We start from the raw sequence: 24375 nt of genomic DNA on the forward strand, positions 1-24375 counted from the left end.
GCTGACCAGCGACAGGCTGGCAAGAAAAAAAGACGAGAAAGTGGCGATCCCAGCGGGAATCGAACCCGCGTTACCGGCGTGAGAGGCCGATGTCCTAACCGCTAGACGATGGGACCTTGTTCTGTCGAGAAGGTCGACAGCAGAGCTGATCGACCTGGCTGGGGGACAAGGATTCGAACCTTGATAGCAAGAGCCAGAATCTTGCGTCCTGCCGTTAGACGATCCCCCAAGGGGTCAGCGCCGCGTTCATCAGCGCCACGGGCCGCGGAATCTACTCGGGCTGTCTGGTATGTCAAGCGATCAAAACCGGGGCCGCCCCAGAAAAAGTCCCCGGGCCGAAAATCCCCGGTATTTCGCGCGGTTTGCCCCGCCCCTGCCGCCCCCGTCTCCTTCGCGCCGCCCTCTGTCGGCAACATCGCGCGCATCCTACCCGCGGCCAAGCTGCCAACAAATTCCACTTACACCACCCTCTTGCCATTGACCTGGCTCGCCTCCCGCTGCATGGCTCCACGGTGGCGGACGGCGCCCGCGACATCGCGCGGGATCCGGTCGACGATTCCAGGGTCTCCAGCTTTACGGCGTGTGGGCGCCGGCCGCGGAAAAGTCGCGACTGTCTGCTGCGCGCCCTTGACGCGCCGGGCGATCGATTTACCTTCGGCCGCGGTTTAGCCACCGGCCTAGGAGAGTGCCAAGCGACTGTGATCCTGGGCACTTAGCTCTCGTCGTGTGGGCGGAAGGCCCCTGCGGGGGGGCGATCGGGACCTCCGGCGAGCCGATGGTCAGTCAACAAGCCGAGGACGAGGGAGCCACCATGAAAATCAGGCCGCTGCAGGATCGGATTGTCGTCAAGCGTGTCGAGAGCGAGACGAAGACCAAGGGGGGCATCATCATCCCCGACGCCGCGAAGGAGAAGCCGATCGAGGGGCGCGTCGTTGCCGTGGGCAACGGCAAGGTCCTGAAGGACGGAAAGGTTCGGCCGCTCGAGGTGAAGGTCGGCGACAAGGTGCTGTTCGGCAAGTACAGCGGCACCGAGGTGAAGCTCGACGGCGAGGAGCACGTGCTCCTCCGCGAAGACGACGTGCTCGCCGTGACCGAGGCCGCCTCCGCCGCGAAGTGATCCGGCTCCAGGGCAACCGAACGCAAGCGTTGCAGATGCGGCCGTACGCGGCCGCGAGGGGATTGAGAGATGGCTGCGAAGCAGATTGTGTATAGCCGCGGCGCCCGCGCCGCGATCCTGAAGGGCGTGAATACGCTCGCCGATGCGGTCAAGGTGACCCTCGGGCCCAAGGGACGGAACGTCGTCATCGAGAAGAGCTGGGGCTCGCCGGTCGTCACGAAGGACGGCGTCACGGTCGCGAAGGAGATCGAGCTCGCCGGGAAGCTCGAGAACATGGGCGCCCAGATGGTGCGCGAGGTCGCCTCGAAGACCAGCGACAAGGCGGGCGACGGCACGACGACGGCGACGGTGCTGGCCCAGGCGATCTACGGCGAGGGCCTCAAGCTCGTCGAGGCCGGGCACAACCCGATGGACCTGAAGCGCGGCATCGACGCGGCCGTCGCGAAGGTCATCGAGGCCGTGCAGCAGGTCGCCAAGCCGACCAAGGACAAGGACCAGATCGCCCAGATCGCCACCGTCAGCGCGAACGGCGACACGGAGATCGGCCAGATCCTCGCCGACGCCATGGAGAAGGTCGGCAAGGAGGGCGTGATCACGGTCGAGGAGAACAAGCGCATGACGACGGAGCTCGAGACCGTCGACGGCATGCAGTTCGACCGCGGCTACCTCTCGCCGTACTTCGTGACCGATCCCGAGAAGATGACGGCGATCCTCACGAACCCGCTCATCCTCGTCCACGAGAAGAAGATCTCGTCCATGGCCGACCTCCTGCCGCTCCTCGAGCAGGTGGTGAAGCAGGGGCGCGAGCTGCTCATCCTCTCCGAGGACGTCGAGGGCGAGGCGCTCGCCACGCTCGTCGTGAACAAGCTGCGCGGCACGATCAAGGTCGCCGCCGTGAAGGCGCCCGGCTTCGGCGATCGCCGCAAGGAGATGCTGAAGGACATCGCGATCCTCACGGGCGCGACCGCGTTCATGGAGGACCTCGGCCAGAAGCTCGAGAGCGCCACCGTGCGCGACCTCGGGACGGCCAAGCGGGTCGAGATCGACAAGGACAACACGGTCATCGTCGACGGCCAGGGCGAGAAGACCGCGATCAAGGGCCGCATCGAGGCGATCCGCAAGCAGATCGCGGACACGTCGAGCGACTACGATCGCGAGAAGCTCCAGGAGCGGCTCGCGAAGCTCGCCGGAGGCGTCGCGGTGGTGAAGGTCGGCGCGGCGACCGAGACGGAGATGAAGGAGAAGAAGGCGCGCGTCGAGGACGCGCTGCACGCGACCCGCGCGGCCGTCGAGGAGGGCATCGTGGTCGGCGGCGGCGTGGCCCTGCTCCGGGCGGCCTCTGCCCTGGAGGCGCTCAAGTTCAACGACGAGCGCGACGTCGGCGTGCGGCTCGTGCGCCGCGCCCTCGAGGCGCCGCTCCGCCAGATCGCCCAGAACGCTGGCGTCGACGGGTCGGTGGTGGCCGAGAAGGTCCGGTCGGGCGCGCCCACGTTCGGCTACAACGCCGCGACCGACACGTACGAGGACCTGCTCGCCGGCGGCGTCATCGACCCGGCGAAGGTCGTGCGGCACGCGCTCTCCAACGCGGCCAGCGTCGCGGGGCTGATGCTCACGACCGAGGCCCTCATCGCCGACAAGCCCAAGAAGGAGAAGGCCGCGGCCGGCGGGGCCCCCGGCGGCATGGGCGGCATGGGCGGCATGGGCGGCATGGGCGGCATGGGCGGCATGGGCGGCATGGGCGGCATGGGCGACTTCGACATGGGTTGATCGCCTGTCCGGCCGCGCTCGGGCTGCCGCCGCTCTCGGGCGGCGTCGGCCCCGGGCGCGCCGCTCCCGACGAAGCGGGCCGAGGGGTCCTCCAAAGCATGCTGGCTTGGAGGACCCCTCGCGCTTTGTGAGGGCGAGAGCTTTCGCCTGGGTTTTTGACCGGCGGTCACGCTGGGCGCTAGACTCTCGGGCAATGTCGGAGTCGTCGTTTGCCCGCTATGGCCGCGCGTACGCGCCGGGCGACGTGCTCTTCCACGAGGGCGACCCCGGCGATGTCATGTTCGTCATCCAGACCGGCGCTGTGCGGATCACCAAATCGGTCGAGGGCGAGGACAAGGTGCTCGCCGTGCTCGGGCCCGGCGAGTTCGTCGGCGAGATGGCGATCCTGAACGGCAAGCCGCGGATCGCGACGGCCACCGTCAGCGAGCCGTCCCGCTGCCTCGTGGTCGAGGCGCGCAAGCTAGAGGTCATGCTGCAGCGGGACACCGAGATCGCGTTCCGGCTGATCAAGAAGCTCGCGAAGCGGCTCGACGCGGCGGACGCGCTCGTCGAGATCCTCATGCACCGGGACCCGAAGGCGCGGGTGATGCTCGCGCTCGCGCGCCACGCCGAGGCGTTCGGGGAAGAGACGCCGGAAGGGATTCGCCTCCGCGCCTCCCCCGCGGACATCGCGCGCGAGGTCGACGTCGAGCAAGGAATGGTGGACGAGGTGATGGCGCGGCTCCGCCGGCTGAAGCTCCTCTCGGACGGGCCGCCTGCGCACGCGGCGATCATGGTGACCGACATGCGGCGATTCCGGGACTTCATAGAATTCCTGGAGACGCCGCAGAAGTTCGGCGGAGAGAGCTGATCCCGTGGAGCTGCGTGTCATCGGCTGCCACGGCGGGGAGACTCCCAGGCATCGCACGTGCGCGTTCGTCGTGGACGACGTGCTCGCGATCGACGCGGGCTCGCTGACGAGCGGGCTCGAGGTGAAGGAGCAGGCGCGGATCGAGGCGTGCCTCGTGAGCCATGCGCACCTCGATCACATCCGCGATCTGGCCACGATCGCGGACAACCGCTGCCAGCTCGGGTGCCCGCCGCTCGTGATCGCGGGCACGCGCGAGACGCTGCGCACGCTCAAGAAGCACTTCTTCAACAACGTGCTGTGGCCCGATTTCGCGGTGATCCCGACGCCCGCGCAGCCGACCATCCAGTACCTCGAGCTCAAGCCGGAGCGCCCCACGATGGTCGCCGGGCGGCTCGTGCGCGCGGTCCAGGTGACGCACACGATCGACGCGTCGGCGTTCGTGATCGAGGCGGGCGGCGGCGCGATCGCGTACAGCGGCGACACCGGGCCGACCGAGCGGCTCTGGGAGGTGTTGAACCAGCAGCAGAACCTCCGCGCGCTGCTCATGGAGGTCAGCTTCCCCGACCGGGAACAGCGGCTCGCGACCGTGAGCGGCCACCACACGCCGCAGACGCTCGCCCTCGAGCTCCAGAAGTTCCACGCGCCGAAGGATCTGCCGACGATGCTCTACCACATCAAGCCGGTCTTCCAGGCCGAGGTGGAGCGGGAGTGCGCCGCGCTGAAGGGGCTGAACCTCGAGGTCCTTCAGCTCATGGATCACTTCGTCCTGTAACCGGCGCGTCGGCGAGAGGCCGTGCCGAGCTGCCCGGCCCGAGGAGACCCTCGGTCGTCGGGCAGCGCGGCGACCCCGCTGGGCCGCCTGAGCGGGCATCGAGACCCCCGCGCGGCGACCAGCGCTGCCGCGCGACCGGGGACGAGCCGCGGGGCTAGCGGCTCTCCTGGGTGGGCTCGTCGGTGAAGGCGCGCTTGCCGTCGGGGACCTCCTCGACGCGGGCGAGGACGACGGTGATGTTGTCGGTGCCGCCGAAGTAGTTCGCCCGATCGATGAGCGCCTTGCACGCCGCGTCCAGCGAGCCGCTCGACATCACGAGCTCGAGGATCTGATCGTCGCTCACCATCCCGGACAGGCCGTCCGAGCAGAGGAGGTACACGTCACCGTGGCGCGTCTCGTCCGTCACGAGATCGACGAGGACGTCCTCGCGGATGCCGAGCGCGCGCGTGATGACGTTCGCGGGCAGCTGCCGGACCTCCTCCTCGGTCATCCACGGCGCCATGTGCGCCGCGTCGCTGACGAGCGAGTGATCGCGGGTGAGCTGCGTGATCTGGCTGTCGCGCAGGCGATAGCAGCGGCTGTCGCCCACGTGGCCCACCGTCACGTGCTCGGCGTCCTTGGAGAACATCGCCGCCACGATCGTCGTGCCCATGCCGAAGTCGGCGAGCGTCTTCAGCGAGCGATCGAAGATGCGCCGGTTCGCCAGCCTGAGGCCGGTGACGACGTAGTTCTCCTCCTCGGTGAGGTTCGGATCGGCAGGGAACGGCCAGGTGGCGTCCCTCCCGACCGTCACGGACAGGAAGTCCGAGAGGGTGCTCACGGCAAGCTGGCTCGCGACGTCGCCCGAGCGGTGTCCGCCCATTCCATCCGCCACGGCCACGACACGGTACTCCTCGCTGACGAGGAGGTTGTCCTCATTGTGGTCCCGGAGGAGCCCGGTATCCGTCATCCCGGCAAACCGGGTCCGCAACATGGGCAGAGAGTAGACGCGGAGCAGGGGGGCAGCGCAAGTTCAAGGCGAGGGCAAAGCTGAAATCCTGGGCCGGATCTCCCGCAGCAGGCCGTTCATGCCGGCAAGAAGCGGTCGGCGACGGGGCGGCGGCCCCGCCCGGAGGCGTCCGCTCGCCGGACGCACTTTGCTCTTGAAAGATGGAAGGGGACGTGGGGTTCCCCGCCGCGCGGCGCCTACCGGAGCGACGGGCGCGAGCCGGTTGACCGCCGCGCGCGCGCGCTCAGAGCCAGCTCTCGCCGATCGCGAGCCCGATCGAAGCCGCGATCGTCTCGGCGGCGCGCACGCCGCACGCCTGCGCCTCCTCGAAGAGCGCCATCCCGGGCTGGTCGACATGCGCCCAGGCGACGCGCTCGGAGAGCGCGCAGACCGGCTCGAACGGCCGCGGGCCGAGGAAGCCGGGGCGAGGGCGCGGCATCGCGTGACCCCAGATCATGACGTCCATCCGCTCGACGTCGTCGCGCAGGTGCGGGTGCGCCGGCGCGAGATCGCGCAGCACGCCCTCGGCGAGCGACTCCCACGGCGCGCCGAGCAGCGCCGCGCGCGCGCCGGCCACGTCGGGCCCGCCGTACGCGCGGTAGTAGGTGAGCACGGTGCGCTGCATCGGCGCCGCGAGCCGCGAGCGCTGCGTCGTCCCCGCGGCGAGATCGGTGAGCTGGTGGCGCGCGTCGACGTAGCCGAGCCCCTCGGCGCCGTAGAGGACCGAATCCCACGCGTGGTTCGGATCGATGCGCCGCTCGACGTGCAGGTTCGCCACGAGCCACGCCGACGAGACGCGCGACGGCAGCTCGCCCGCCGCGCTCCCCTCGAAGATGCGGCGCACGACGAACGCCGGCGCCGCGAGGATCGCGGCGCGCGCCTCGACGCGGCGCGCCTCGCCGCGCTGCACGTCGACGTAGCTGACCTCCACGCGGCCGCCCGGCTGCGGGCGCACCGACGTGACCAGCGCGCCCAGCGACACGCGCGGCGCCGCGCGCTCGAGCAGCGCCTTCACGAGCCGGCCGTTGCCCTCGGGCCAGATCAGGTAGTGGCTGCCCGCGAGCTCCGGGGTGCGCGCCTTCCGCCCCGCGAAGTAGTGCAGCCCCGCCCAGGCCGAGATCTCCTCGGGCGTGCCGCCGAAGTCGTCGAGCATCGCGTAGCGCACGTACCAGCGCAGGAACGGCGTGCGGTACCCCTCGCGATCGAGCCACGCCGCCATGCTCATCCGGTCGAGCTCGAGGAGCTCGGGGTCGCGCGACGAGCGCTCGAGCGGGATCTGGAACGCCGCGCGCCCGTCGCGGCCCGTGAGCTCCGTGAGCTCCTCCTCGAGCGCGTGGAACCGATCGAGCTCCTCGAGCGCGTCTTCCGGGAGCGCATCGGCCGGCGCGAGGCCCGTGTGCCACGCGCCCTCGTAGAACAGCCGCTCGCCCGGCGCGTGGCAGAGCCGCCGCGGATCGAACGTGGGGCGCCCGGCCGCGTCCCAGCCGGTGACGACGCCCATCTGATCGAGCAGCCGCAGCGTCGCGCGCGCCTCGACGTTCGGCGCGGCCAGGTAGTGCGCGCCCCACGGGTAGGGCACGACGCCGTCCTCGCCCCACGCGCTCGTGCCGCCGGGCCGCGGCTCGAGCTCGAGGACCCGCAGGTCGAGCCCGGCGCCGGCGAGCCGCCACGCGGCCGACAGCCCGCTCACCCCGCCGCCGACGATCACGACGTCCGCGCGCTCCGCGGGGCCGAACGTCGAGGCGCGCGGCGCGCCGCCGCGGAGCAGGTGCCCCGCGCCGTGGGCCGCGCCCACGATCTCGCCGGCGAGCGGCGCCCGCCCCGGGGAGGCCGTGTGCACGAGCCAGCCCGCGCCCACAGAGCTCAGGAAGGCGCGGCGGTTCACTGGATCACCGCGACCACTCCGCCCACTCGCGCGTGTACACGGAGACGAGCTTCTGGTCGTTCAGCCGGTTGATCGGCGCCTCGACGCGGCCGAGATCGCGCGGGAACCGGAAGAGCTCCGGCAGGCCGCTCGAGTCGAGGTAGCGGAGCCTCGACGCGTCGATCCGCAGGGCGCCGGGCGCGGTGAGCCCCTCGCCGCCCGCCAGGATGAAGCCCCACTCGCCGAAGCTCGGCACGTACACGTGCAGCGGCGCGGTCTTGAAGCCGGCCGCCTCGAGCGTCGTCACGACGCACCAGTACGACTCGCGCGCGTAGTGCGGCGACGTCGCCTGGATCACGGCGAGCCCGCGCACGGAGACCCGCTGCCGGAGCAGGTGGTAGAAGGCGTCCGTGTACAGCTTGCCGACGGCGTAGTTGCCCGGATCGGGGAAGTCGACGACCGCGAGATCGAACGACTCGGTCGACTCCTCGAGGTACTTGAACGCGTCCTCGTTGCGGATGGCGACGCGCGGATCGTGGAGCGCGCCCCCGTTCAGGTCCGCGGCGAGCGGCAGGTCGCGGAAGGCGCCGGTGACGGCGGCGTCGAGGTCGACGAGGACGATCTGCTCGATCGACGGGTAGCGGAGCAGCTCGCGCGCGGCGAGCCCGTCGCCGCCGCCGAGGATCAGCGCGCGCCGCGGATCGCGGCCCAGCGCGGCGACGGCCGGGTGCACGAGCACCTCGTGGTACCGGTGCTCGTCGTCCGACGAGAACTGGAGGTTGCCGTTCAGGAAGAGGCGCGTCGTGCGCGGGCTCCTCGTGATGACGAGGCGCTGGTACGGCGACTGCGCCGCGTAGACGATGGGCGCGCCGAAGTAGAGCGCCTCCGAGCGCTCGACGAACCGCGAGACGAGCGCGAGGGCGACCACGAGCCCCGCGATCACGACCACGCACAGCGCCCGCAGCCGGAGGACGACGGCGCGCTCGAGCGGGAAGAGGAACGTGCTCGCGAGCGCGACCGCCGCGTTGAGCAGGCCGAAGAACAGGCTCGTCTTGTGGATCCCGAGGCGCGGCAGGAGGAGCGACGGGAAGAGCAGGCTCGCGGCGAGGGCGCCGATGTAGTCGAGCGTGAGCACGCGCGCGACGAGCCGCTTGAGATCCAGGGAGAAGTTGAGCAGCCGGATGAGCAGCGGGATCTCGAGCCCGACGAGCATGCCGATGAGCAGCACGAGCGAGTAGAGCAGCGCGCGGAACGCCCCGAGCGAGGTGTAGACGCGGAAGAGCATCGGCGCGGAGAGGCCGCCGACGAGCGCGAGGCCGAGCTCGATCTCGACGAAGCGCTCGAGGAGGCGGGTCTCGATGTACTGGGACAGGTACGAGCCGATCCCCATCGCGAACAGGTAGAGGCCGATGACGAAGCTGAACTGCGTCACCGAGTCGCCGAGGACGTAGCTCGCGAGCGTGCCGGTGATGAGCTCGTAGATGAGCCCCGACGTGGCGATGACGAACACGCTCGCGAGGAGCGCCGGGTGCACGAGCCGGGGCAGCGCCTGCGCCGCAGGGAAGGGCGCCGCCGCGTCCCCGCGCGGGGCGCCCGCAGCTCCCGTCGAGCTCTCCTCGGTGGCCGGCATCGGCGCGGTCCTAGCACCGCTCGCGCTGGACCACAGCCCGTTCGGGCGAGCCCCCGCGCGGCCATCGCGCCGCCGCCCGCATCGCGACAGCCATCGGGCCGCCACGCCACGCCGGAGCGGCGCTTGAAACGCTTCCTCTTCCCTGACCGGGGCCTCTAGTATGGTGCTCGCGTGAGCACGCCCTTCGACCGAGCCGCCGCGTGCCCCTCGTGCGGCGCGCCGATCACGTTTCGCTTCGCGGGCGCGATGGCCCAGGTGTGCAAGCACTGCAAGTTCGTGGTCGCGCGCACCGACCGCGACCTCCGCGCCGTCGGGCGCGTCGCCGATCTTGTCGATATCCCGACGCCGCTCCAGCTCGGGGCCACGGGGCGCTGGGGCAACGAGCCCTTCGTGGTCGACGGCCGCATCCAGCTCGATCGCGCCAGCGCGCCGGGCGCGCCGTGGCAGGAGATCTTCATCGCGTTCCCGGCCAGCGGCCGCTGGACATGGGTCGCCTTCGCCCAGGGGCGCTGGTACGCGACCACCGAGGCGCCGCTCCCGCTGAACGGCCTGCCCCCGTGGACCTCCCTCCAGCCCGGCGGCCGCGTCCACCTCGAGGGGCACGGCATGTTCACCGTCGTCGAGGTCGGCCGCCGGCGCGTGATCTCGGCCGAGGGGGAGATGCCCTCCGTCGCCGCGCCGGGCGTCGTGACCGGCTTCGTCGACATCGCGGGGCCGCGGGGCGAGTTCGGGACGCTCGACTACGGCGACGGGCGGATCATCCCGCCGAAGCTCTATCTGGGCCGGCAGATCGATCCGGCCGTGATGCAGCTCGACTCCGGCGCGCCCGTGGAGAAGCCCGCGGCGCAGGTGGCGGCCGTCGCGTGCCCGAGCTGCGGCGGCAACCTGCCGCTCGCCGCCCCCGGCACCGCGGAGCGCATCGTCTGCCGGTACTGCGGCACGGCGAGCGACCTCACGAACGGCGCGCTCGTCGCGCTCGGCCAGGTGCCCCCGCCGCCCATGGAGCCGTACGTCCCGCTCGGCGCCGAGGGCCAGCTCCGCGGCATGCGCGTGCTCTGCATCGGCTTCGTCATCCGCGGCTGCACGGTGGAAGGCGAGCGCTACCACTGGCGGGAATACCTGCTCTACGGCGGGCCGAGCGTCGGCTACCTGTGGCTCATGGAAGAGGACGGCGCGTGGCAGCTCGTGACCCCGCTCTCGCCCGGCGAGGTCCAGCCGATGGGGTCGAGCGCGAGCTACCAGGGGCGAACGTACGCGCTCAAGCAGAGCGTCCACGCCGAGGTGGAGTACGTCATCGGCGAGTTCTACTGGAAGGTCGAGATCGGCGAGGGGGTGCAAGCCACCGACTACCAGGGCGCCGACGGCAAGGTCAGCATCGAGCAGGCCCCGACCGAGGTCAGCGTGTCGTTCTGCTCACCCTTGCCGGGCAAGGAGCTCGCCGCCGCCTTCCACCTGCCGCCCCCGCCGAGGCCCGGGATCGGCGGGGGAACGAGCCTGCGCGGCGGCACGGTGATCGTGCTCATCGTCGTCCTGATCATCGCCCTCCTTATCCTCACATCGCTCAGCGACTGTGGTGGAGGCGGTGGCCCCGGCGGCATCCTCTTCGTTCCGACCGGCGGGAGCAGCCCGAGCTTCGGGGGCGGGAAGTGATCCAGCTTCACTACCCGATTCGGTTGAACTTGAATTGAACGGCATCACGGGGGCGCGACTGGCGTGATCCCGGGTGGTGTCGAGTCGGACGCGTGCGGGGCTGGACATATCTATGTCCACTGCCACAGCGAGAGCGACCTCACCTCGAATGGAACGGTCGAATCCGGGCAGGTGATGGTCAGTTTCGGGTATCGGTCGCCGCCGGCTGCCCCCGGCGGTCGAGTGATTTCAACGGCTTACATGCTGGCCTGCGGCGGCCCGTGACGTGCAATGTGCCGTCCGAAGCCGGCGCGGGCCGGCGATGGAGGCCCATGCAAACCGTGAATACGGTCGACCCGCACGCGCAGCTGCGTGCGCTCTACATCTCGCTGCTCCGGAACCAGGAGCACTTCGACGAGTTCAAGCAGCTGCTCTCGCTCTACATCGTCTCGGCCGAGGCCGACGAGGAGCCGGCGGATGCGGCCGCGGTCCGCGCGCTGCTCAACAGCCGCATCCGCTCCTGGATCGGCGGCGCCTTCGACGGGCTGAGCGCCTCCCAGGTGCTCCAGTGGCGCGCGATCGTGGTCGAGGAGCGCATCAACGTGTGCCTGTCACCCTGGAAGGAGTCGAACGTTTATTGATGCTGCGGCGCAGGCGACAGGCGGGGTTGCACCGCCATCGGCGTACGTCTCACCGGCGCGGGTCTGCCCCGGTGCCATCTACCGGCTCGCGGCGCCGGCGCGGCGCGGCGGCGCGCCCGGCGAGCGCCGCGCCGCGCCCGGCCATGGAGGTGCCCGCCCATGGATGACGCGCTCTGGGTGGACGAGCTCTACAAGGCGTTCTGGCGGACCCTCCCCGGGATGCTCCACGCCGAGGCGCAGGGCCTGGTCTACACGCTCGGCCTGGCGCCGTCGCGCGACGTGCCCTGGAGCGCCGTGTTCAGCAACGAGATCACCCTGGCGGCGCCCGCGCTGCTCGCCGAGGCCATGCCGGGGGTCCGCGGGGCCACCGTGCAGGACGCCCTCCTCGCGCACCTCCTGGCCGTCATCGAGGCGTTCGGCACCGATCGCATCCAGGACGCGCAGGTCCGCCCGACCTGGCAGCTCGAGGCCGTCCTGGCCCACGCGCGGCGGGCGCGCGACGAGGCGCTGCGCCGCGTGGCGCCCGGCGTCGACGATCCGGCCATCGACTTCGCCCGCGCCGACGAGGCCACGCTGCTCGCCATCGAGACCGAGCGCAGCCTCCTCGCGAACGGTGAGCCCGCCGGCTTCAGCCGCTACTACGCGCTCTCCCTCGGCAAGCAGAGCGTCGGCTTCCCGGCGTCGATCGCCCTCGCGCACGCCGCGGGCTGGACGGCCGAGCAGCGCGAGGTGCTGGCGCGGCTGCTCTCGTCGGTGTGGCTCGGGCTGCAGCTCCACGACGACGTCATGGACTGGCAGGACGACTACCAGCGGGGCGGCGCCTGGGCCGTCGTCCTCGCCTCCGAGCTCCGATCGCGGGCGCAGGGGGAGCCCGACGTCACGTCCACGGGCGCGCGCGATCGGGACCGCGCCGCCGGGTCGCACCACCGCGGCGCGGTCGCGTACGGGCCGCTCGGCACGCCGCCCTGGGGCATCGCCGCGATCGCGCGGGAGAAGAGCGAGCCGCCGGCCTCCGCCGCGATCTCGTCGCTCCTCCCCGTGCGCCGCATGGTCCTCGACTCGGGCGTCCTCGCGGCGATGCTCGACGGCGAGCGCCGGTGCTTCCGCGCCGCGCGCCGGCGCGCCGCGGCCCTCGGCGCCCGCCGCGTCGCCGCCTGGGCGGCGTCGAGGGAGGCGCAGGCGCAGGAGCTCGCGCAGTGCGAGGCCGAGAGCCCCGGCTTCGCGAACCGCGCCCACGCGCTCAACGCCTGGGCCAAGGCCGTCCTGGCATGAGCCGGGGCCGCGACGCGGCCGCGGGGGGGGCCTCAGGGGGGGGAGCAAGCGCTCCGGAGGAGGGGCCCGCGCGCGGCCGCCCGAGCGCCCCGCCCCCCGCGTCGACCGCCTCGCCCAGGGCGCGCCCCCCGCGACCGCCGTGGGACTTCGGCTATGCCCCGGTGCCCACCGCCGCGGGCGACGACGACGGCGATCCCCTCGACATCGTCGTGGCCTTGCGCTGCCCCGTGACCCCCGGCGACCTGGCCGGCGCGCTCTCGGCGCGCTGGTCCGCGCTCGAGGTCGAGCGGGTCATCGAGCGGCCGCCCATCTTCTGGCTCCGCGTCCGGTCTCCCGACCGCGGGCGGCGCGCCGAGGTCGCCGCGGCGCTCTCGGCCGCGGCGCTCCCGGTGCGCTACGTCGCGTCGGCCCGGCGCCCGAGCGCCGCCGTCGCCCCGCGCTTCGACGCGGCCACCGGCGCAGCGCCGCGCCCCGACGGGTGGACCGTCCGCGGCGCGTCGTCCGAGGACGATCCCATCACGCCCGGCCGCTGGTTCCTGCGCGACGGGGAGGGCGGGATCGGCGTCGACCGCCGCCGCTGTGGGGGCGGCGCCGGCATGCGCCTCGGGGTCATCGACGACGACGCCTGGGCGGCCGACGAGCTCGGCCTCGACCGCGAGGTGCTCGTCATGATCGAGCACCCCCCGCGCAGCCAGCCGCACGGCTCGTTCATGGTCGCGTGGGCGGTCGGGAGCCGTCGCCCCGGCGGCTTCCGCGGCGTCGCGCCGGACGCGTCGCCGCGGCTCTACCTGATCCCGAAGCCGGGCTCGTGCGTCCTCGCCCTCCCGGTCGCGATCGTCCAGGCCGTCAGCGACGGCGCCGACGTCGTTGTTTGCGCCGCGTACGTCGAGGGCTCGACGACGCCCATGCTGGACGACGCGCTCGAGTTCGCCGCCCGCCTCGGGCGCCGCGGTCGGGGCTGCCCTGTCGTGTTCCCCACCGGCCGCGAGGCCTCGAGTCCGCCGGAGTCGCTGCACGCGAGCTTCTCGCTCGGGTTCGGCGAGCCTGCGAGCGACCCGCGGGTGTTCTGCGTCGGTCCGGGCGCCCGCGGCGACGGGTGGTTCCTCTGGCGGGATCGCCGGGGGCGCAGCCGCCCCTTCGCCAACCGCGGCCCGGCGGTGCGGTGGCTAGCGCCCGGCGACGATATCACCTGCCCGCTTCCGCCCACATCCAGCGCGCCGCCGGCGTCCAGCGTGTTGCCTGCATCCAGCGCGCCGCCGGCGTCCAGCGTGTTGCCCGCGCCCGACGCTGCGCCCGCATCCAGCGCTGCGCCCGCATCCGGCGCGGCGCCCGCATCCGGCGCGGCTCCGATGTCCGAGCGGCTCTGCCACGCCGAGTCGAGCGGGGCTTCGGCCCTCGCCGCGGGCGTCCTGCTCCTCGTCCTGTCGCGCAACCCCGCGCTCCGCCTGCCCGAGCTCGACGCCCTCGTCCGGCGCACGCTCGCGCCGGTGCCCCCCGCGGCCCCCGCGTCGGCCGAGCCGATCGCCGATCCGTGGGACCTCCTCCCCGACGGGCGCGATCGCGACGGCCACAGCGCCAAGCACGGCTACGGCCGCATCGACGCGGGTCGAGCCTGCCTCGCCGCCGGCGACCCCATCGCGCTCGCGCTGCTGCTGATCGGCGAGGACGGCGCCGCGCGCGCCTGGCACGACGCCCGCGCCGCGGATCCGTTCGTCCGCGGCCTGTACTCGCGCCGCCTCGCGCGCTGGGCCGTCCGGGTGCTGCTCGCCGACCCGAGCCTCTGCCACGGCGTCTGCGCGCTCGCGCGCCACGCCCGCCTCACCGCCGGCGACGCCGCGCGCCGGCGCGCCCACGGCGCGGGCGTCATCCTGCGGCAGCTCTCGGTCCTCGTCCGCGGCCTCGCCGCGCGCCGTCAGGCGCCGGCGCCGCGCGTGCGCGACGAAGTCGCCGCCCTGCTCGACCGCCTCGAGCGTTCGGCGACCGACGCCGCCGCCGTGCAGGCCGTCGAGTCGCGCTTCGGCGAGCTGGCCGACACCGTGTTCGCGGACGCCGCGGAGCGCGGCGCGCGGCAGGGCGCCGCCTGAGCGCGCTCCCTCACCCGTTTCACGGCGTGATCCCCCTCTCATCTCCGCGTGAAAACGTAATGAACATCGCGTAACAGCGCCGCCGCGGTCGCCGTTGCGCGGGCCATCGCGGCGGCGCGTGCCGTCCAGCGCGTGAGCCCCGTTGGTTCACCCAGGGTTCCAGCGTATCGTGGGTGGCTCGTGGCGCAATTTACGCGCCGTCGAGTCTCCCGATGCCAGCTATCGAGAATCGGCGTTGGCTCCTTGCAGCGGTCGTCATCGCGGCGCTCGTTCTGGGCGGCTCCGGGATCAGCAGCGCCTTGAGCTGGTACGAACGCCCGTTTCCTGGCGTCCTCGTCGACCCGGACGGCGTGATCTCGAGCCTGGGCCTGCCTTCCTGGGAAGGCTTCCAGAAGGGCCTCCGGTTCCCCGATCGCGTCGTCGAGGTCAACGGCTGGCCCCTCGAGAGCACGGCGGGGCGCTACCGCGCCAGCACCTGGGACGCCGCCATCGAGCAGGCGGCGCGCGAGGGGGAGCGCTCGGTGCGCGTCCGCGTCGAGACGGGCACGGGGGTGCGCGACGTCGAGCTCTCCCTCGTCCCCTTCGATCCGCTCGCGTGGTGGTTCTACGCCAGCGGGCTGATGGTCGTCGCCTCGCTCTACGTGGGCGCCGCGCTCATCGCCCTCACCGCGAGCCCGCGCGGCAAGCTCGCGCGCGCGTTCGCGACCGCCGCGCTGTTCACCGCGCTCTTCCAGCTCGCGCTGTTCGACTACCACAGCTCGCGCGATCTCGTCCCGTTCTTCCACGTCGCCTACGCGCTCGTCCCGATGAGCCTGTTCACCCTGGCGCTGCGGCTGCCGGACGACGTCGCGCTCATCGCGCGCTACCCCGTCTTCGCCCGGATCGCGCATGGGATCGGCGGCCTGCTCGCCGCCGCCCTGCTCGCCTCGCACGCCATGGGCTGGACCACCGTCGGGATCCGGAGCATCTGCGCGACCCTCGTCGTCGCGTCGTTCCTCTTCTTCGCGATCACCCTGATCGTCCGCTTCGCCGCGGCGAAGGGGGATCGCCGCCGCACGCTGCGCGCGCTGCTCCTGGCCATGGCGCCGCCGCACGTCGTGATCGCGCTCGGGTTCCTCCTGGCCATGCTCGGCGTCCCGGCGTCGGCGCTCGCGTGGTTCGTGGTCCCGGCGCTCGCCCTCACGCCCGTCGCGAGCGTCGTCGCGTTCATCCGCTACGACCTCTGGGGGAGCCGCGCGCTCCTGTCGCGCCCGCTCACGCGGATCATCATCGCCGCCATGATGGTCGCGCTCACGGTGATGCTCTGCTCCGCCTGCGCGGGGTACGCCGGCCTGCCGCTGCTCGGCGCGATCAAGGTCGCCGTGCCGGCCGCGATCGTCAGCGCCGCGCTCGTCGTGTTCGCGCTCGGCGCCGGCGACCGGACGCTCTTCCCGGCGCGCGCCGAGTACAAACCCACCGTCGAGCAGCTCAGCGAGGAGCTGACGCTCGTCGCCGATCCCGACGAGGTCTCGGACGCGGTCGAGCGCACGGTAGCGCGCTGGCTGTCCTGCGAGCGCGTCACCTTCCGCCGCATCGCGATCGAGGTCGTCGACGCGGCCGGCGCGCCCGGCGAGCAGGACCCGAGGGCCGCCGAGCCGAGCGGCGAGCGGCTCATCGGGATCGAGCCGCCCGAGGAGAGCGCGAGCGAGCTCTCGCTCACGGTCATGTTCCGCGGTCGGCTGCTCGGCGTCCTCGAGGTGGGCAAGAAGCGCGGCGGCGCTCTGTTCACGAGCGAGGACCTCGACCTGCTCCGCACGATCGGCAACCAGGCCGCCCTCGCCCTCGCGCACGCCCACAGCTACGCCGAGCTGGAGCGGCGGCGGCGCGAGCAGGCCGCCGCCTGGCGCGACGAGCGCGCGGCGCTCATCGAGACCCTCGCGGCCGAGATCACCCACGAGGTGCGCTACCCGATCAACTTCTTCCGCTCGGTGTTCAAGCGCGGCTCGAGCAACCAGAGCCTGGACGCCGAGGAGGTCGAGATCGGCTGCGAGGAGGTCGAGCGCCTGGAGCGGCTCGTGATGGGCCTGCGCCGCGTGACGCACAGGAAGCTCGAGCGCCGGCGCCTCGCGGTCGAGGAGCTCGTGAGCCGGGCGGAGATGCTCCTGCGCGATCAGCTCGGCAAGCGGCGGATCGATGCGCGGGTGAGCGCGACGCCGAGGCTCCACTGCGACCCCGATCAGGCCACGCAGGTGCTCGTCAACCTCCTCTCGAACGGCCTCGACGCGGCCGGCGACAAGGGGACGGTCGGGGTCATCTGGGAGCCCTCGGAGAACGGCGCCGAGCTCGTCGTGTGGGACACGGGGCCGGGCATCGCGGGGGACGCTTCGCGGATCTTCGCGCCCTGGTACACGACGAAGCCGGGCGGGACGGGGCTCGGGCTCGCCATCACGCACCGGATCGTCCGGGCCCACGGGTGGTCCATCGACCCGGAGCGGCGCGACGGCAGGACGCGGTTCGCGATCACGATCCCGGCCACCGATGTCACCATGACCGCAGAGCACGAGGTCGCGTGAAGATCCTGATCGTCGATGATCAGCGGAGCGGACGCCGCACGCTGCGGCAGATCCTGAGCGCCCTCGATGAGGTCGAGGTGCTGGAGGCGGTCGGCCTCGACGACGCCATGGCCGCCGTGGAGCGGAGCGCGCCCGACCTCCTGCTGCTCGACGTGCGCCTCTCGGACGATCCGCGCGACCGCGGCGGCCTGGAGATCCTGCGGCGGGTGCGGGCCTCGGGGCGGAGCACGCCGGCGTTGATGGTCACCTCGGTCAGCGAGCTCTCCGAGATCCGGGAGGCCATGCGGCTCGGCGCGCAGGACTACGTGCTGAAGGACGAGCTCTGCCCCGAGATGCTCCTGCCGATCATCGAGGGGCAGCGCGAGCGGCTGCTCCTCAAGGGCGAGGTGGTGCGGCTGCGCGAGCGGGTCGACCGCACGTTCGGCACGAAGGCGCTCCTCGGCTCGTCGGCGGCGATGGAGCGCGTGCGCCGGATCGTCGAGCGGGTCGCCGAGTCGAGCAGGACCGTGCTCATCCGCGGCGAGACCGGCTGCGGCAAGGAGATGGTCGCCCGCGCGCTGCACGAGATGAGCTCGCGCCGCGGCGAGCCGTTCGTGGCCGTCAACTGCTCGGCGCTGCCGGGGACGCTCATCGAGTCGCTCATCTTCGGGCACGAGCGCGGCGCCTTCACGGGCGCCGAGAAGCGCATGCGCGGCCAGCTCGAGCTCGCGGGCGCGGGCACCATCCTGCTCGACGAGATCGCCGAGATGCCCGGCGAGCTCCAGGCGAAGCTCCTCCGCGTGCTCGAGGATCGCCGCTTCCGCCCGCTCGGCGCCGAGGCGGAGATCCCGCTGCGCGCCCGCATCCTCGCCGCGACCCACGTCGACCTGGAGAAGCGCATCAGCGAGGGGCGCTTCCGGGAGGACCTCTTCTACCGGCTCAACGTCGTCACGGTGCACGTCCCGTCGCTCGCCGAGCGCGACGCCGATCTCATCGAGCTCCTGCTCGCCTTCAGCGCGGAGGTCCCGCGCAGGCTCCGCTACACGGACGACGCGATCGCGTGGCTTGTCCGGCGGCCCTGGCCCGGCAACGTGCGCGAGCTCCGGAACGTCGTCGAGCGGCTGGGGCTGCTCGCCGACGACGATCTCATCGACGTCCCGACGCTCGAGGAGCTCGCGCGCGAGCGGCCGATCGTGGACGCCACCGCGGAGATCGACCGGCTGGCCCGCGCGCTGCTCGCGCTGCCCGAGCGGCTCGGCTCGAAGCTCCGCGTGATCGAGCGCGCGGTGCTGCACCACGCGATCGAGAGCTGCGGCGGCAACAAGGCGGCCGCGGCGCGGCTCATCGGCGTCGACCGGAAGATGCTCGAGCGGCGCTGGGATCGGCACACCGGGGAGGAGCCGCCGAGCAGCCGGCGGATGTCGCTGCCGACCGCGGCGCGCCACCTCTCCGAGGAGCCGCCGAGCAGCCGGCGGCTCACGCCCGCGAACGCGCAGCGGTACCTCGGCGAGGAGCCGCCGAGCAGCCGGCGGATCTCGCTGTCGCCGGACGCGGACGACAGCTGAGCCGCGGCCGGCGCTGGCGGGCGCGACAGCTGCGCCGCGGCCGGCGCTGACAGGCGCGACAGCCGCGCCGCGCCCCTGCTCGACGCCATGCGGCGCGCGGCGCGCTACTTCCTGCCGATGCCCGTGTAGACGAAGCCCATCCCGCGGAGCTCGTCGGGCTCCCAGACGTTGCGCCCGTCGAAGAGCGCCGGGGAGCTCAGGATGCGCTTCAGCCGGTGGAAGTCGGGTCGCCGGTACTCGTGCCACTCGGTGACGACGACAAGCGCGTCCGCGCCCTCGGCCGCGCCGTACATGTTGTCGCTCAGGAGGATGCGGTTCCCGTAGATGGCGCGCACGTTCGGCATCGCCTGCGGGTCGTGCGCCTGGACGGTCGCGCCCGCCTCGAGCAGCGCGTCGATCAGGGTGAGCGCGGGCGCCTCGCGGATGTCGTCGGTCTGCGGCTTGAACGCGAGCCCCCAGACCGCGATCGTCTTGCCCTTCAGCGCCCCGTCGAAGTGGGCGCTCACCTTGCTCGCGAGGAGCCGCTTCTGCCGGGCGTTGACCCGCTCGGTCGCCCGGACGATCTCCAGGTCGTGCCCCACCGAGCTCGCGGTGAAGAGGATGGCCGAGAGGTCCTTCGGGAAGCACGACCCGCCGAACCCCGGGCCGGCGAAGAGGAACTTCGTGCCGATGCGCGGGTCGGCCCCGACGCCCTTGCGCACGAGCTCGATGTCCGCGCCGACCTTCTCGGCGAGCACGGCCAGGTCGTTCATGAACGAGATGCGCGACGCCAGCAGGGCGTTGGCCGCGTACTTGGTGAGCTCGGCCGAGCGGGCGTCCATGAGCTGGATGCGATCGCTCGCCCGGACGAACGGATTGTAGAGGTGGCGCAGGATCTCGCGCGCCTTCGGGTCGTCCGAGCCGATGATCACGCGGTCGGGCTTCATGAAGTCGTTCACCGCGTCGCCCTCCTTCAGGAACTCCGGGTTCGACGCGACGGCGAACGGCTGGGCGGTGTGCGCGCCGATGATCTGCCGGAGCCGGTCCGCCGTCCCGACAGGGACCGTGCTCTTCGTGGCGATCACCTTGAAGTTGTTCATGTTCTTGCCGATCGTCTCGCCGACGGCATCGACGGCGGACAGGTCGGCGGAGCCGTCGTCGGCCTGCGGCGTCCCGACGGCGATGAAGACGATCTCCGCGTCGCGGATGGCGCTGGCGACGTCGGTGGAGAACTTCAGCCTGCCGTCGCGCGCGTTCTTCGCGATGAGCACGTCGAGGCCGGGCTCGTAGATCGGCACCTCTCCGCGCTTGAGCATCTCGATCTTTGCAGCGGACACGTCGACGCACGCCACGTCGTTCCCGAAATCCGCGAACCCCGCGCCGGCCACGAGGCCGACATACCCTGTTCCCACGACGGCAAGCTGCATGGGCCGGACGCTACCACGACTCTGCTGCTGTTCGAGCCGGCAGTCGCGCGAAGTGTGATCCGCGATCGATCTGTCCTGCTCCTCAAGCGTACGCGCTCGCGCGGGGCTGCCAGCGAGCGCGGCCGCCGGGCGCGGGGTGCGCGGCCGCCGGGCGCGCCGTGGCTCAGGGGTGCACGAACACCACCGTTCCGGTCAGCGAGCGCGCCGCGCCGTGCCATCCCGGCGGGACGGCCGGCTCGGTCCAGAAGAAGATGCGGCGGGCGTCCTCCGGAGAGAGGTTGATGCAACCGTGGCTCTTGGGGCGGCCGAACTTGTCATGCCAGTAGGCGCCGTGGAGCGCATACCCCTCCTCGAAGTACTGCACGTAGGGGACGTCGCGCAGCTCGAACTCCTCGCCGACGGCGTCCGAGTCCATGGTGATGGAGATGTACTTCGTGTGGATACGGAAGATACCGCGCTTTGTCGCGGTGCTGGACTCGTGGTCCTCGAGCCCTGCCTCGCCGCTCGAGATCAGGGTGGCGTAGACGGGCTTCGTGCCCTCGTAGGCGACGAGCACCTGCTTCGTGAGGCTGACGTCGAGCCACTTCTCGCCGTTCTTGCCCCAGGCGGGCATCTTCTTGGCGGGGTCGATGCGGCCGGCGTGGCGATCGTCCACCCAGTCGCCGTCCTTTGTCTCGTAGTGCAGCTTGCCGCCGAAGAACTGCTGCTTGCCGGTGAGGGGCACGGCGGAGCGCCACTCGAGCTCTCCGCCGTCGACGAGCTTCTTGCCCTCCACGCGCCATCGCTTGCCGCCCTGGCGGCGCACGAGCGCGAACGGAAAGTCGATGTCCTTGCCGATCTCGACGCCGTGGAAATCGGACCCGCGGATGGGGCGGAACCTGTCGGCGGGGACGACGCGGAGATCGGTGGTGACGTTGTAGCGCCGGCCCTCGTGGAGGAACGACTCGATGAAGGCCATGCCGTTGCGCCGCGAGACCTCGTCGATCTTCACGGCGTCGTCGGATTGGATGAGGCCGGAGAGGTTGGGGGCGCGCCGGCCGTCGCGCAGGAACCAGGGGATCTCGCGATCGGTGATGCGCTGCGCGAGCGCGTCGAGCGCGGGCGGGGCGGGCTCGGCGCTCCATTTGAGCCACACGTCGAGGCCGTAGGTGGCGCCGCTCTCCTCGTCCTTGGCCCAGCGGTCGAGGTGCTTCTTGAGGCTCGGCTCGAAGCGCGCGACGTCGTCCTGGGAAGGGATGCGCGCGTAGGCGGGCCCGCCGCGCGTGACGGTGCCGTACATGTACGGGAGCTTGTGGGTGACGTCGGGGCGGCGCGCCGCGGCGCGGACGATCTCGTGATCGAGGTCGAGCGTCGCGTCGGGGCCGAGGCACACGTAGCCGAACGGCTTGATCCTGCGGAAGCCGCCGGGGCAGCCGGCGGTGCCGGCGGGCTCGGGATCCATCTCCACGATCGTGCCGGCGCGCAGGAAGCCGACGCGCTTGGCGTCGGTGCTGGGCCGGGCGTAGACGCGGGTGAGCATCGCGATGCTGGCGAGCCGCGGGCTGCCCTCGCGGGCCGGCAGGGGCGGGGTGGAGACGCCGCTCAGCGAGACGATGGGCGGAGCTGCGGGCTGGCCGGGCGGCGGCTCGTCCTCGGCCGGCTCGGGGGAGCCCGGGGGGGAGGGAGACGCGGTGGCGGCGGGGCCCTGCGCGGCGGCCTCCTTGCCGCCAGCGCCGCCGTGGGCCTCGACCGGGGAGTCGGGGGTGCTCCTGGACTGGGACTGGCCGCAGCCCGAGAGCAGCGCGGCGAGGGCGAGGAACGCGAACGCAGGGCGGCGCGCCGCGGGTGAAGCTGCGGCGCGCGGTCGGGGCGGCGTGTCCATGGCGGGCAGACCGTAGTGCACAGGCGGGGGAGGGGGGCCAGTTTTCGGCGGGGTGTGCGCCGGGGGCGGTCCGCTCCCGCACATCGCCCGGTCCTCGTGGGAGGGTGGCGCTCACCACGGACTGCGGCGAGAGCTCTTGCAGAGACATCCAATCTTCGATCAGGAGATCTGGAGCACCGTGACAGCGCCCTATCGGCGGCCGCCTTTGACCGCGATCGCCGCACAGCGACGCTGGGCTCCGCGCCGCCGCAGCGCTTCCCAGAGCGCCTGCGCGACCACGCCGCGCGGGCGGTCACGGCGGCGCATCACGAACAGCTCCATGAGGTCGACCTCGAACTCGGGCACCTGCAACGTCACCAGCTCGCCCGTCGCGAGCGCGTCGGCGGCCATGTGCTCGGGCAGCCCGCCCCAGCCCATGCCCGCGAGGATGACCTCCTTCTTCGCCGCAACGTCGGTGACGGTCCAGCGCAGGCCGCCCTGCAGCACGTTCAGGGACGGCGAGGCGCTCCCTCCCGCGCTGTCGCGCAGGACGATCTGCGCGTGCGCCCGCAGCAGCGCCGGCGGGATCGGCGTGCCGCAGGTGGCCACCGGGTGATCGAAGCGCGCCACGGGGAACACCCGCACGTCGCAGAAGCGCGCGAGCTCCACCTCGGAGACCTCGGAGGCGTCGATCCCGAGCCTCGTGGCGACGGCGAGATCGGCGCGGCGCTCGCGCAGCGCGTCGGCGGCGCCCGCCAGCCGCTCGGTGCCGAGCTCGATGCGCACCAGCGGATAGCGCGCCTGCACCCCGCGGAAGATGTCCATGATCGGCCCGAGCGGCGTCACCGCCTCGACGGCGAGCCGCACGATCGGCTCCACCTTGCCCGAGAGGAACATCCCGAAGCTCCGCAGCGCCTCGGTGCTCTCGATGACCGCCGCCGCGCGCTCGTGGAACAGGCGGCCCTTATCGGTGAGCGTGGCGCGGTACTCCCGGCGATCGAACAGCTCGACCCCCAGCTCGCTTTCCAGGTTGCGCACCAGCTTGCTCACCGCCGGCTGGGACTTGTGCAGCCGCGCGGAGGCGGCGCTGAACGAGCCCTCGCCCGCGACGGCGAGGAAGGCGACGAGCTGGTCGTAGGTCATGGCGGCGCGCGCGGAGTCCAGAACCTGGGGTTATGAAGTCCATAGAAACATACCATTTTCTTGGTCGGAGGAGCGGTCCTAGGTTGTCGACCAGAGAGGAACGACACTCCATGTCCAACCGAATCGATCGTGTCATCATCACCGGCGCCAGCAGCGGTATCGGCCTCGATCTCGCGAGGCGCTTTCTGGCCGAGGGCTCGAGCCTCGTCGTGAACGGGCGTGACCCGGAGAAGCTCGACCGGGCGCGGCGGAGCCTCGACGGCGGGGCGCGCGTCGTCGCCGTGCCGGGCCACGTGGGCGAGCGGGCGACGGCGCGGGCGGTCGTCGCCGCCGCGCGGGAGCACTTCGGCGGCGTCGATGTGCTGATCAACAACGCCGGGATCTTCGGCGTGAAGCCGTTCCTCGAGAGCACGGAGGAGGACCTGGACCGGTTCTTCGCCACCAACCTGAAGGGGACGTTCCTGATGACGCAGGCCGCGGTGCCGCTGATGATCGAAGGCGGCGGAGGCTCGATCATCAATGTCGGCACGGTGCTCGTCCAGCAGGCCATGATGGGGATGCCCGTCTCGGCCGCCATGGCCAGCAAGGGCGGCGTCCACGCGCTCACCGTCTCGCTCGCGGCCGAGCTCGCCCGCCACGACATCCGCGTGAACACGCTGGCACCCGGCATCATTCGTACGCCGCTCATCGGCGAAGACGCGGATTCGATGGCCTCGTTCCACCCGCTGGGGCGGATCGGCGAGGTGAGGGACACGACGGACGCAGCGCTGTTCCTGGCCAGAGCCGGCTTCGTGACCGGCACGACGCTCGACGTGGATGGAGGCTACTCCCATGGGCGCTGAGGGCGGGAAGCACGTGCTCCTGATGGGGCTCCAGGTGACGGACGAGGCGACCTACGCCAGCTACCGCGCCCGCATGACGCCGATCCTCTCGTCCTACGGCGGCGCCTTCGGCCACGATTTCATCGTGGCGCGCGTGCTGGAGGGGGACGCGCGCATCAACCGCGTCTTCACGCTCCTGTTCCCCGACCGCGCGACGCGGGAGCGGTTCTTCGCGGATGCGCAGTACCGCGCAGCGCGCGCCGAGCTCTTCGAGCCAGCGGTCGCGACGGCGCTCGTCCTCGGCGAGCTCGAAGCCGCGGCGGCGTGAGCCGTCTTGTTCCTCATGCAAGTCTTCGATGCCTCCATCACCAGGGTGCACGAAGCGACCCTCGACGATGTCGTCAGGGGCATGGCGGACAATTTGAATGCAAACCCAACCGCGAGAACGTTGGATG

The 24375-nt window shown here is 72.0% G+C and carries 18 protein-coding genes and 2 tRNA genes; 12 read left to right on the top strand and 8 right to left on the bottom strand.

Features of this window, described 5'->3' with window-relative positions; all coding sequences use genetic code 11:
- Window positions 1–41: 41 nt before the first annotated feature.
- Window positions 42–116 (bottom strand) — tRNA-Glu (locus WME75_RS14310).
- A 39-nt stretch (window positions 117–155) separates the two neighbouring features.
- Window positions 156–229 (bottom strand) — tRNA-Gln (locus tag WME75_RS14315).
- Between the two features lie 582 nt (window positions 230–811).
- Here WME75_RS14315 and groES point away from each other — a divergent pair.
- The 4 genes from groES (at window position 812) to WME75_RS14335 (ending at window position 4506) form a co-directional block, all read left to right on the top strand.
- The gene (gene groES, locus WME75_RS14320; RefSeq protein ID WP_437490737.1) at window positions 812–1117 is read left to right on the top strand and encodes a co-chaperone GroES; all 306 of its coding nucleotides are present in this window, start codon (window positions 812–814) and stop codon (window positions 1115–1117) included.
- Window positions 1118–1186: 69 nt separating this feature from the next.
- Window positions 1187–2884: a chaperonin GroEL gene (gene groL, locus WME75_RS14325; RefSeq protein WP_437490739.1), complete on the top strand. Its 1698-nt coding sequence runs from the start codon at window positions 1187–1189 to the stop codon at window positions 2882–2884.
- Between the two features lie 193 nt (window positions 2885–3077).
- Window positions 3078–3734, top strand: a complete 657-nt coding sequence (locus tag WME75_RS14330; RefSeq protein ID WP_437490742.1) for a Crp/Fnr family transcriptional regulator — start codon at window positions 3078–3080, stop codon at window positions 3732–3734.
- 4 nt (window positions 3735–3738) lie between these two features.
- Entirely contained in the window at window positions 3739–4506 is a 768-nt protein-coding gene (locus tag WME75_RS14335; RefSeq protein WP_437490745.1) for an MBL fold metallo-hydrolase, read from the top strand.
- A 154-nt stretch (window positions 4507–4660) separates the two neighbouring features.
- Here the strand turns inward: WME75_RS14335 and WME75_RS14340 are convergent, their stop codons facing one another.
- From WME75_RS14340 to WME75_RS14350, 3 genes are all read right to left on the bottom strand, one after another.
- Window positions 4661–5479: a PP2C family protein-serine/threonine phosphatase gene (locus tag WME75_RS14340; RefSeq protein WP_437490747.1), complete on the bottom strand. Its 819-nt coding sequence runs from the start codon at window positions 5477–5479 to the stop codon at window positions 4661–4663.
- A gap of 259 nt (window positions 5480–5738) precedes the next feature.
- The gene (locus tag WME75_RS14345; protein ID WP_437490750.1) at window positions 5739–7379 is read right to left on the bottom strand and encodes an FAD-dependent oxidoreductase; all 1641 of its coding nucleotides are present in this window, start codon (window positions 7377–7379) and stop codon (window positions 5739–5741) included.
- A 4-nt stretch (window positions 7380–7383) separates the two neighbouring features.
- Window positions 7384–8988: a polyamine aminopropyltransferase gene (locus WME75_RS14350; RefSeq protein ID WP_437490752.1), complete on the bottom strand. Its 1605-nt coding sequence runs from the start codon at window positions 8986–8988 to the stop codon at window positions 7384–7386.
- A 171-nt stretch (window positions 8989–9159) separates the two neighbouring features.
- Here WME75_RS14350 and WME75_RS14355 point away from each other — a divergent pair, with 171 nt between their 5' ends.
- The 6 genes from WME75_RS14355 (at window position 9160) to WME75_RS14380 (ending at window position 18710) form a co-directional block, all read left to right on the top strand.
- A complete protein-coding gene (locus tag WME75_RS14355; RefSeq protein ID WP_437490754.1) occupies window positions 9160–10638 on the top strand; it encodes a DUF4178 domain-containing protein in 1479 nt (492 codons plus the stop codon).
- Between the two features lie 311 nt (window positions 10639–10949).
- On the top strand, window positions 10950–11258 hold the full coding sequence (locus WME75_RS14360) for a hypothetical protein (protein WP_437490757.1): 309 nt from the start codon (window positions 10950–10952) through the stop codon (window positions 11256–11258).
- A 159-nt stretch (window positions 11259–11417) separates the two neighbouring features.
- Complete coding sequence (locus WME75_RS14365) at window positions 11418–12530, top strand: hypothetical protein (RefSeq protein WP_437490760.1); 1113 nt, start codon at window positions 11418–11420, stop codon at window positions 12528–12530.
- 161 nt (window positions 12531–12691) lie between these two features.
- Complete coding sequence (locus WME75_RS14370; RefSeq protein ID WP_437490762.1) at window positions 12692–14614, top strand: S8/S53 family peptidase; 1923 nt, start codon at window positions 12692–12694, stop codon at window positions 14612–14614.
- A 299-nt stretch (window positions 14615–14913) separates the two neighbouring features.
- Window positions 14914–17166 carry an ATP-binding protein gene (locus WME75_RS14375; RefSeq protein WP_437490765.1) on the top strand — a complete coding sequence of 751 codons (2253 nt, stop codon included), beginning with the start codon at window positions 14914–14916 and terminating at the stop codon, window positions 17164–17166.
- Window positions 17163–18710: a sigma-54-dependent transcriptional regulator gene (locus WME75_RS14380; RefSeq protein WP_437490767.1), complete on the top strand. Its 1548-nt coding sequence runs from the start codon at window positions 17163–17165 to the stop codon at window positions 18708–18710. Before WME75_RS14375 ends, WME75_RS14380 begins: the two co-directional genes overlap by 4 nt.
- A gap of 104 nt (window positions 18711–18814) precedes the next feature.
- Here the strand turns inward: WME75_RS14380 and WME75_RS14385 are convergent, their stop codons facing one another.
- The 3 genes from WME75_RS14385 to WME75_RS14395 form a co-directional block, all read right to left on the bottom strand.
- Window positions 18815–20116: a UDP-glucose dehydrogenase family protein gene (locus WME75_RS14385; protein WP_437490770.1), complete on the bottom strand. Its 1302-nt coding sequence runs from the start codon at window positions 20114–20116 to the stop codon at window positions 18815–18817.
- A 163-nt stretch (window positions 20117–20279) separates the two neighbouring features.
- The gene (locus WME75_RS14390) at window positions 20280–21977 is read right to left on the bottom strand and encodes a L,D-transpeptidase (protein ID WP_437490773.1); all 1698 of its coding nucleotides are present in this window, start codon (window positions 21975–21977) and stop codon (window positions 20280–20282) included.
- Window positions 21978–22166: 189 nt separating this feature from the next.
- Window positions 22167–23099: a LysR family transcriptional regulator gene (locus tag WME75_RS14395; RefSeq protein ID WP_437490775.1), complete on the bottom strand. Its 933-nt coding sequence runs from the start codon at window positions 23097–23099 to the stop codon at window positions 22167–22169.
- A 110-nt stretch (window positions 23100–23209) separates the two neighbouring features.
- Here WME75_RS14395 and WME75_RS14400 point away from each other — a divergent pair, with 110 nt between their 5' ends.
- Window positions 23210–23941: an SDR family NAD(P)-dependent oxidoreductase gene (locus WME75_RS14400; RefSeq protein WP_437490778.1), complete on the top strand. Its 732-nt coding sequence runs from the start codon at window positions 23210–23212 to the stop codon at window positions 23939–23941.
- Window positions 23931–24248: a DUF1330 domain-containing protein gene (locus WME75_RS14405; RefSeq protein WP_437490781.1), complete on the top strand. Its 318-nt coding sequence runs from the start codon at window positions 23931–23933 to the stop codon at window positions 24246–24248. The genes WME75_RS14400 and WME75_RS14405 overlap by 11 nt, the downstream gene beginning before the upstream one ends.
- Window positions 24249–24375: the final 127 nt, after the last annotated feature.

This window comes from Sorangium sp. So ce1014, from assembly GCF_051521505.1.
In the GTDB taxonomy this organism is placed as follows: domain Bacteria; phylum Myxococcota_A; class Polyangia; order Polyangiales; family Polyangiaceae; genus Sorangium.

Bases quoted from the DNA above. Each gene is read 5' to 3' on its own strand.
- WME75_RS14395 (WP_437490775.1), bottom strand. From the start codon at position 23,099: ATGACCTACGACCAGCTCGTCGCCTTCCTCGCCGTCGCGGGCGAGGGC.
- WME75_RS14340 (WP_437490747.1), bottom strand. From the start codon at position 5,479: ATGTTGCGGACCCGGTTTGCCGGGATGACGGATACCGGGCTCCTCCGG.
- WME75_RS14405 (WP_437490781.1), top strand. From the start codon at position 23,931: ATGGGCGCTGAGGGCGGGAAGCACGTGCTCCTGATGGGGCTCCAGGTG.
- WME75_RS14360 (WP_437490757.1), top strand. From the start codon at position 10,950: ATGCAAACCGTGAATACGGTCGACCCGCACGCGCAGCTGCGTGCGCTC.
- WME75_RS14350 (WP_437490752.1), bottom strand. From the start codon at position 8,988: ATGCCGGCCACCGAGGAGAGCTCGACGGGAGCTGCGGGCGCCCCGCGC.
- groES (WP_437490737.1), top strand. From the start codon at position 812: ATGAAAATCAGGCCGCTGCAGGATCGGATTGTCGTCAAGCGTGTCGAG.
- WME75_RS14365 (WP_437490760.1), top strand. From the start codon at position 11,418: ATGGATGACGCGCTCTGGGTGGACGAGCTCTACAAGGCGTTCTGGCGG.
- WME75_RS14390 (WP_437490773.1), bottom strand. From the start codon at position 21,977: ATGGACACGCCGCCCCGACCGCGCGCCGCAGCTTCACCCGCGGCGCGC.
- WME75_RS14385 (WP_437490770.1), bottom strand. From the start codon at position 20,116: ATGCAGCTTGCCGTCGTGGGAACAGGGTATGTCGGCCTCGTGGCCGGC.
- WME75_RS14330 (WP_437490742.1), top strand. From the start codon at position 3,078: ATGTCGGAGTCGTCGTTTGCCCGCTATGGCCGCGCGTACGCGCCGGGC.
- WME75_RS14400 (WP_437490778.1), top strand. From the start codon at position 23,210: ATGTCCAACCGAATCGATCGTGTCATCATCACCGGCGCCAGCAGCGGT.
- groL (WP_437490739.1), top strand. From the start codon at position 1,187: ATGGCTGCGAAGCAGATTGTGTATAGCCGCGGCGCCCGCGCCGCGATC.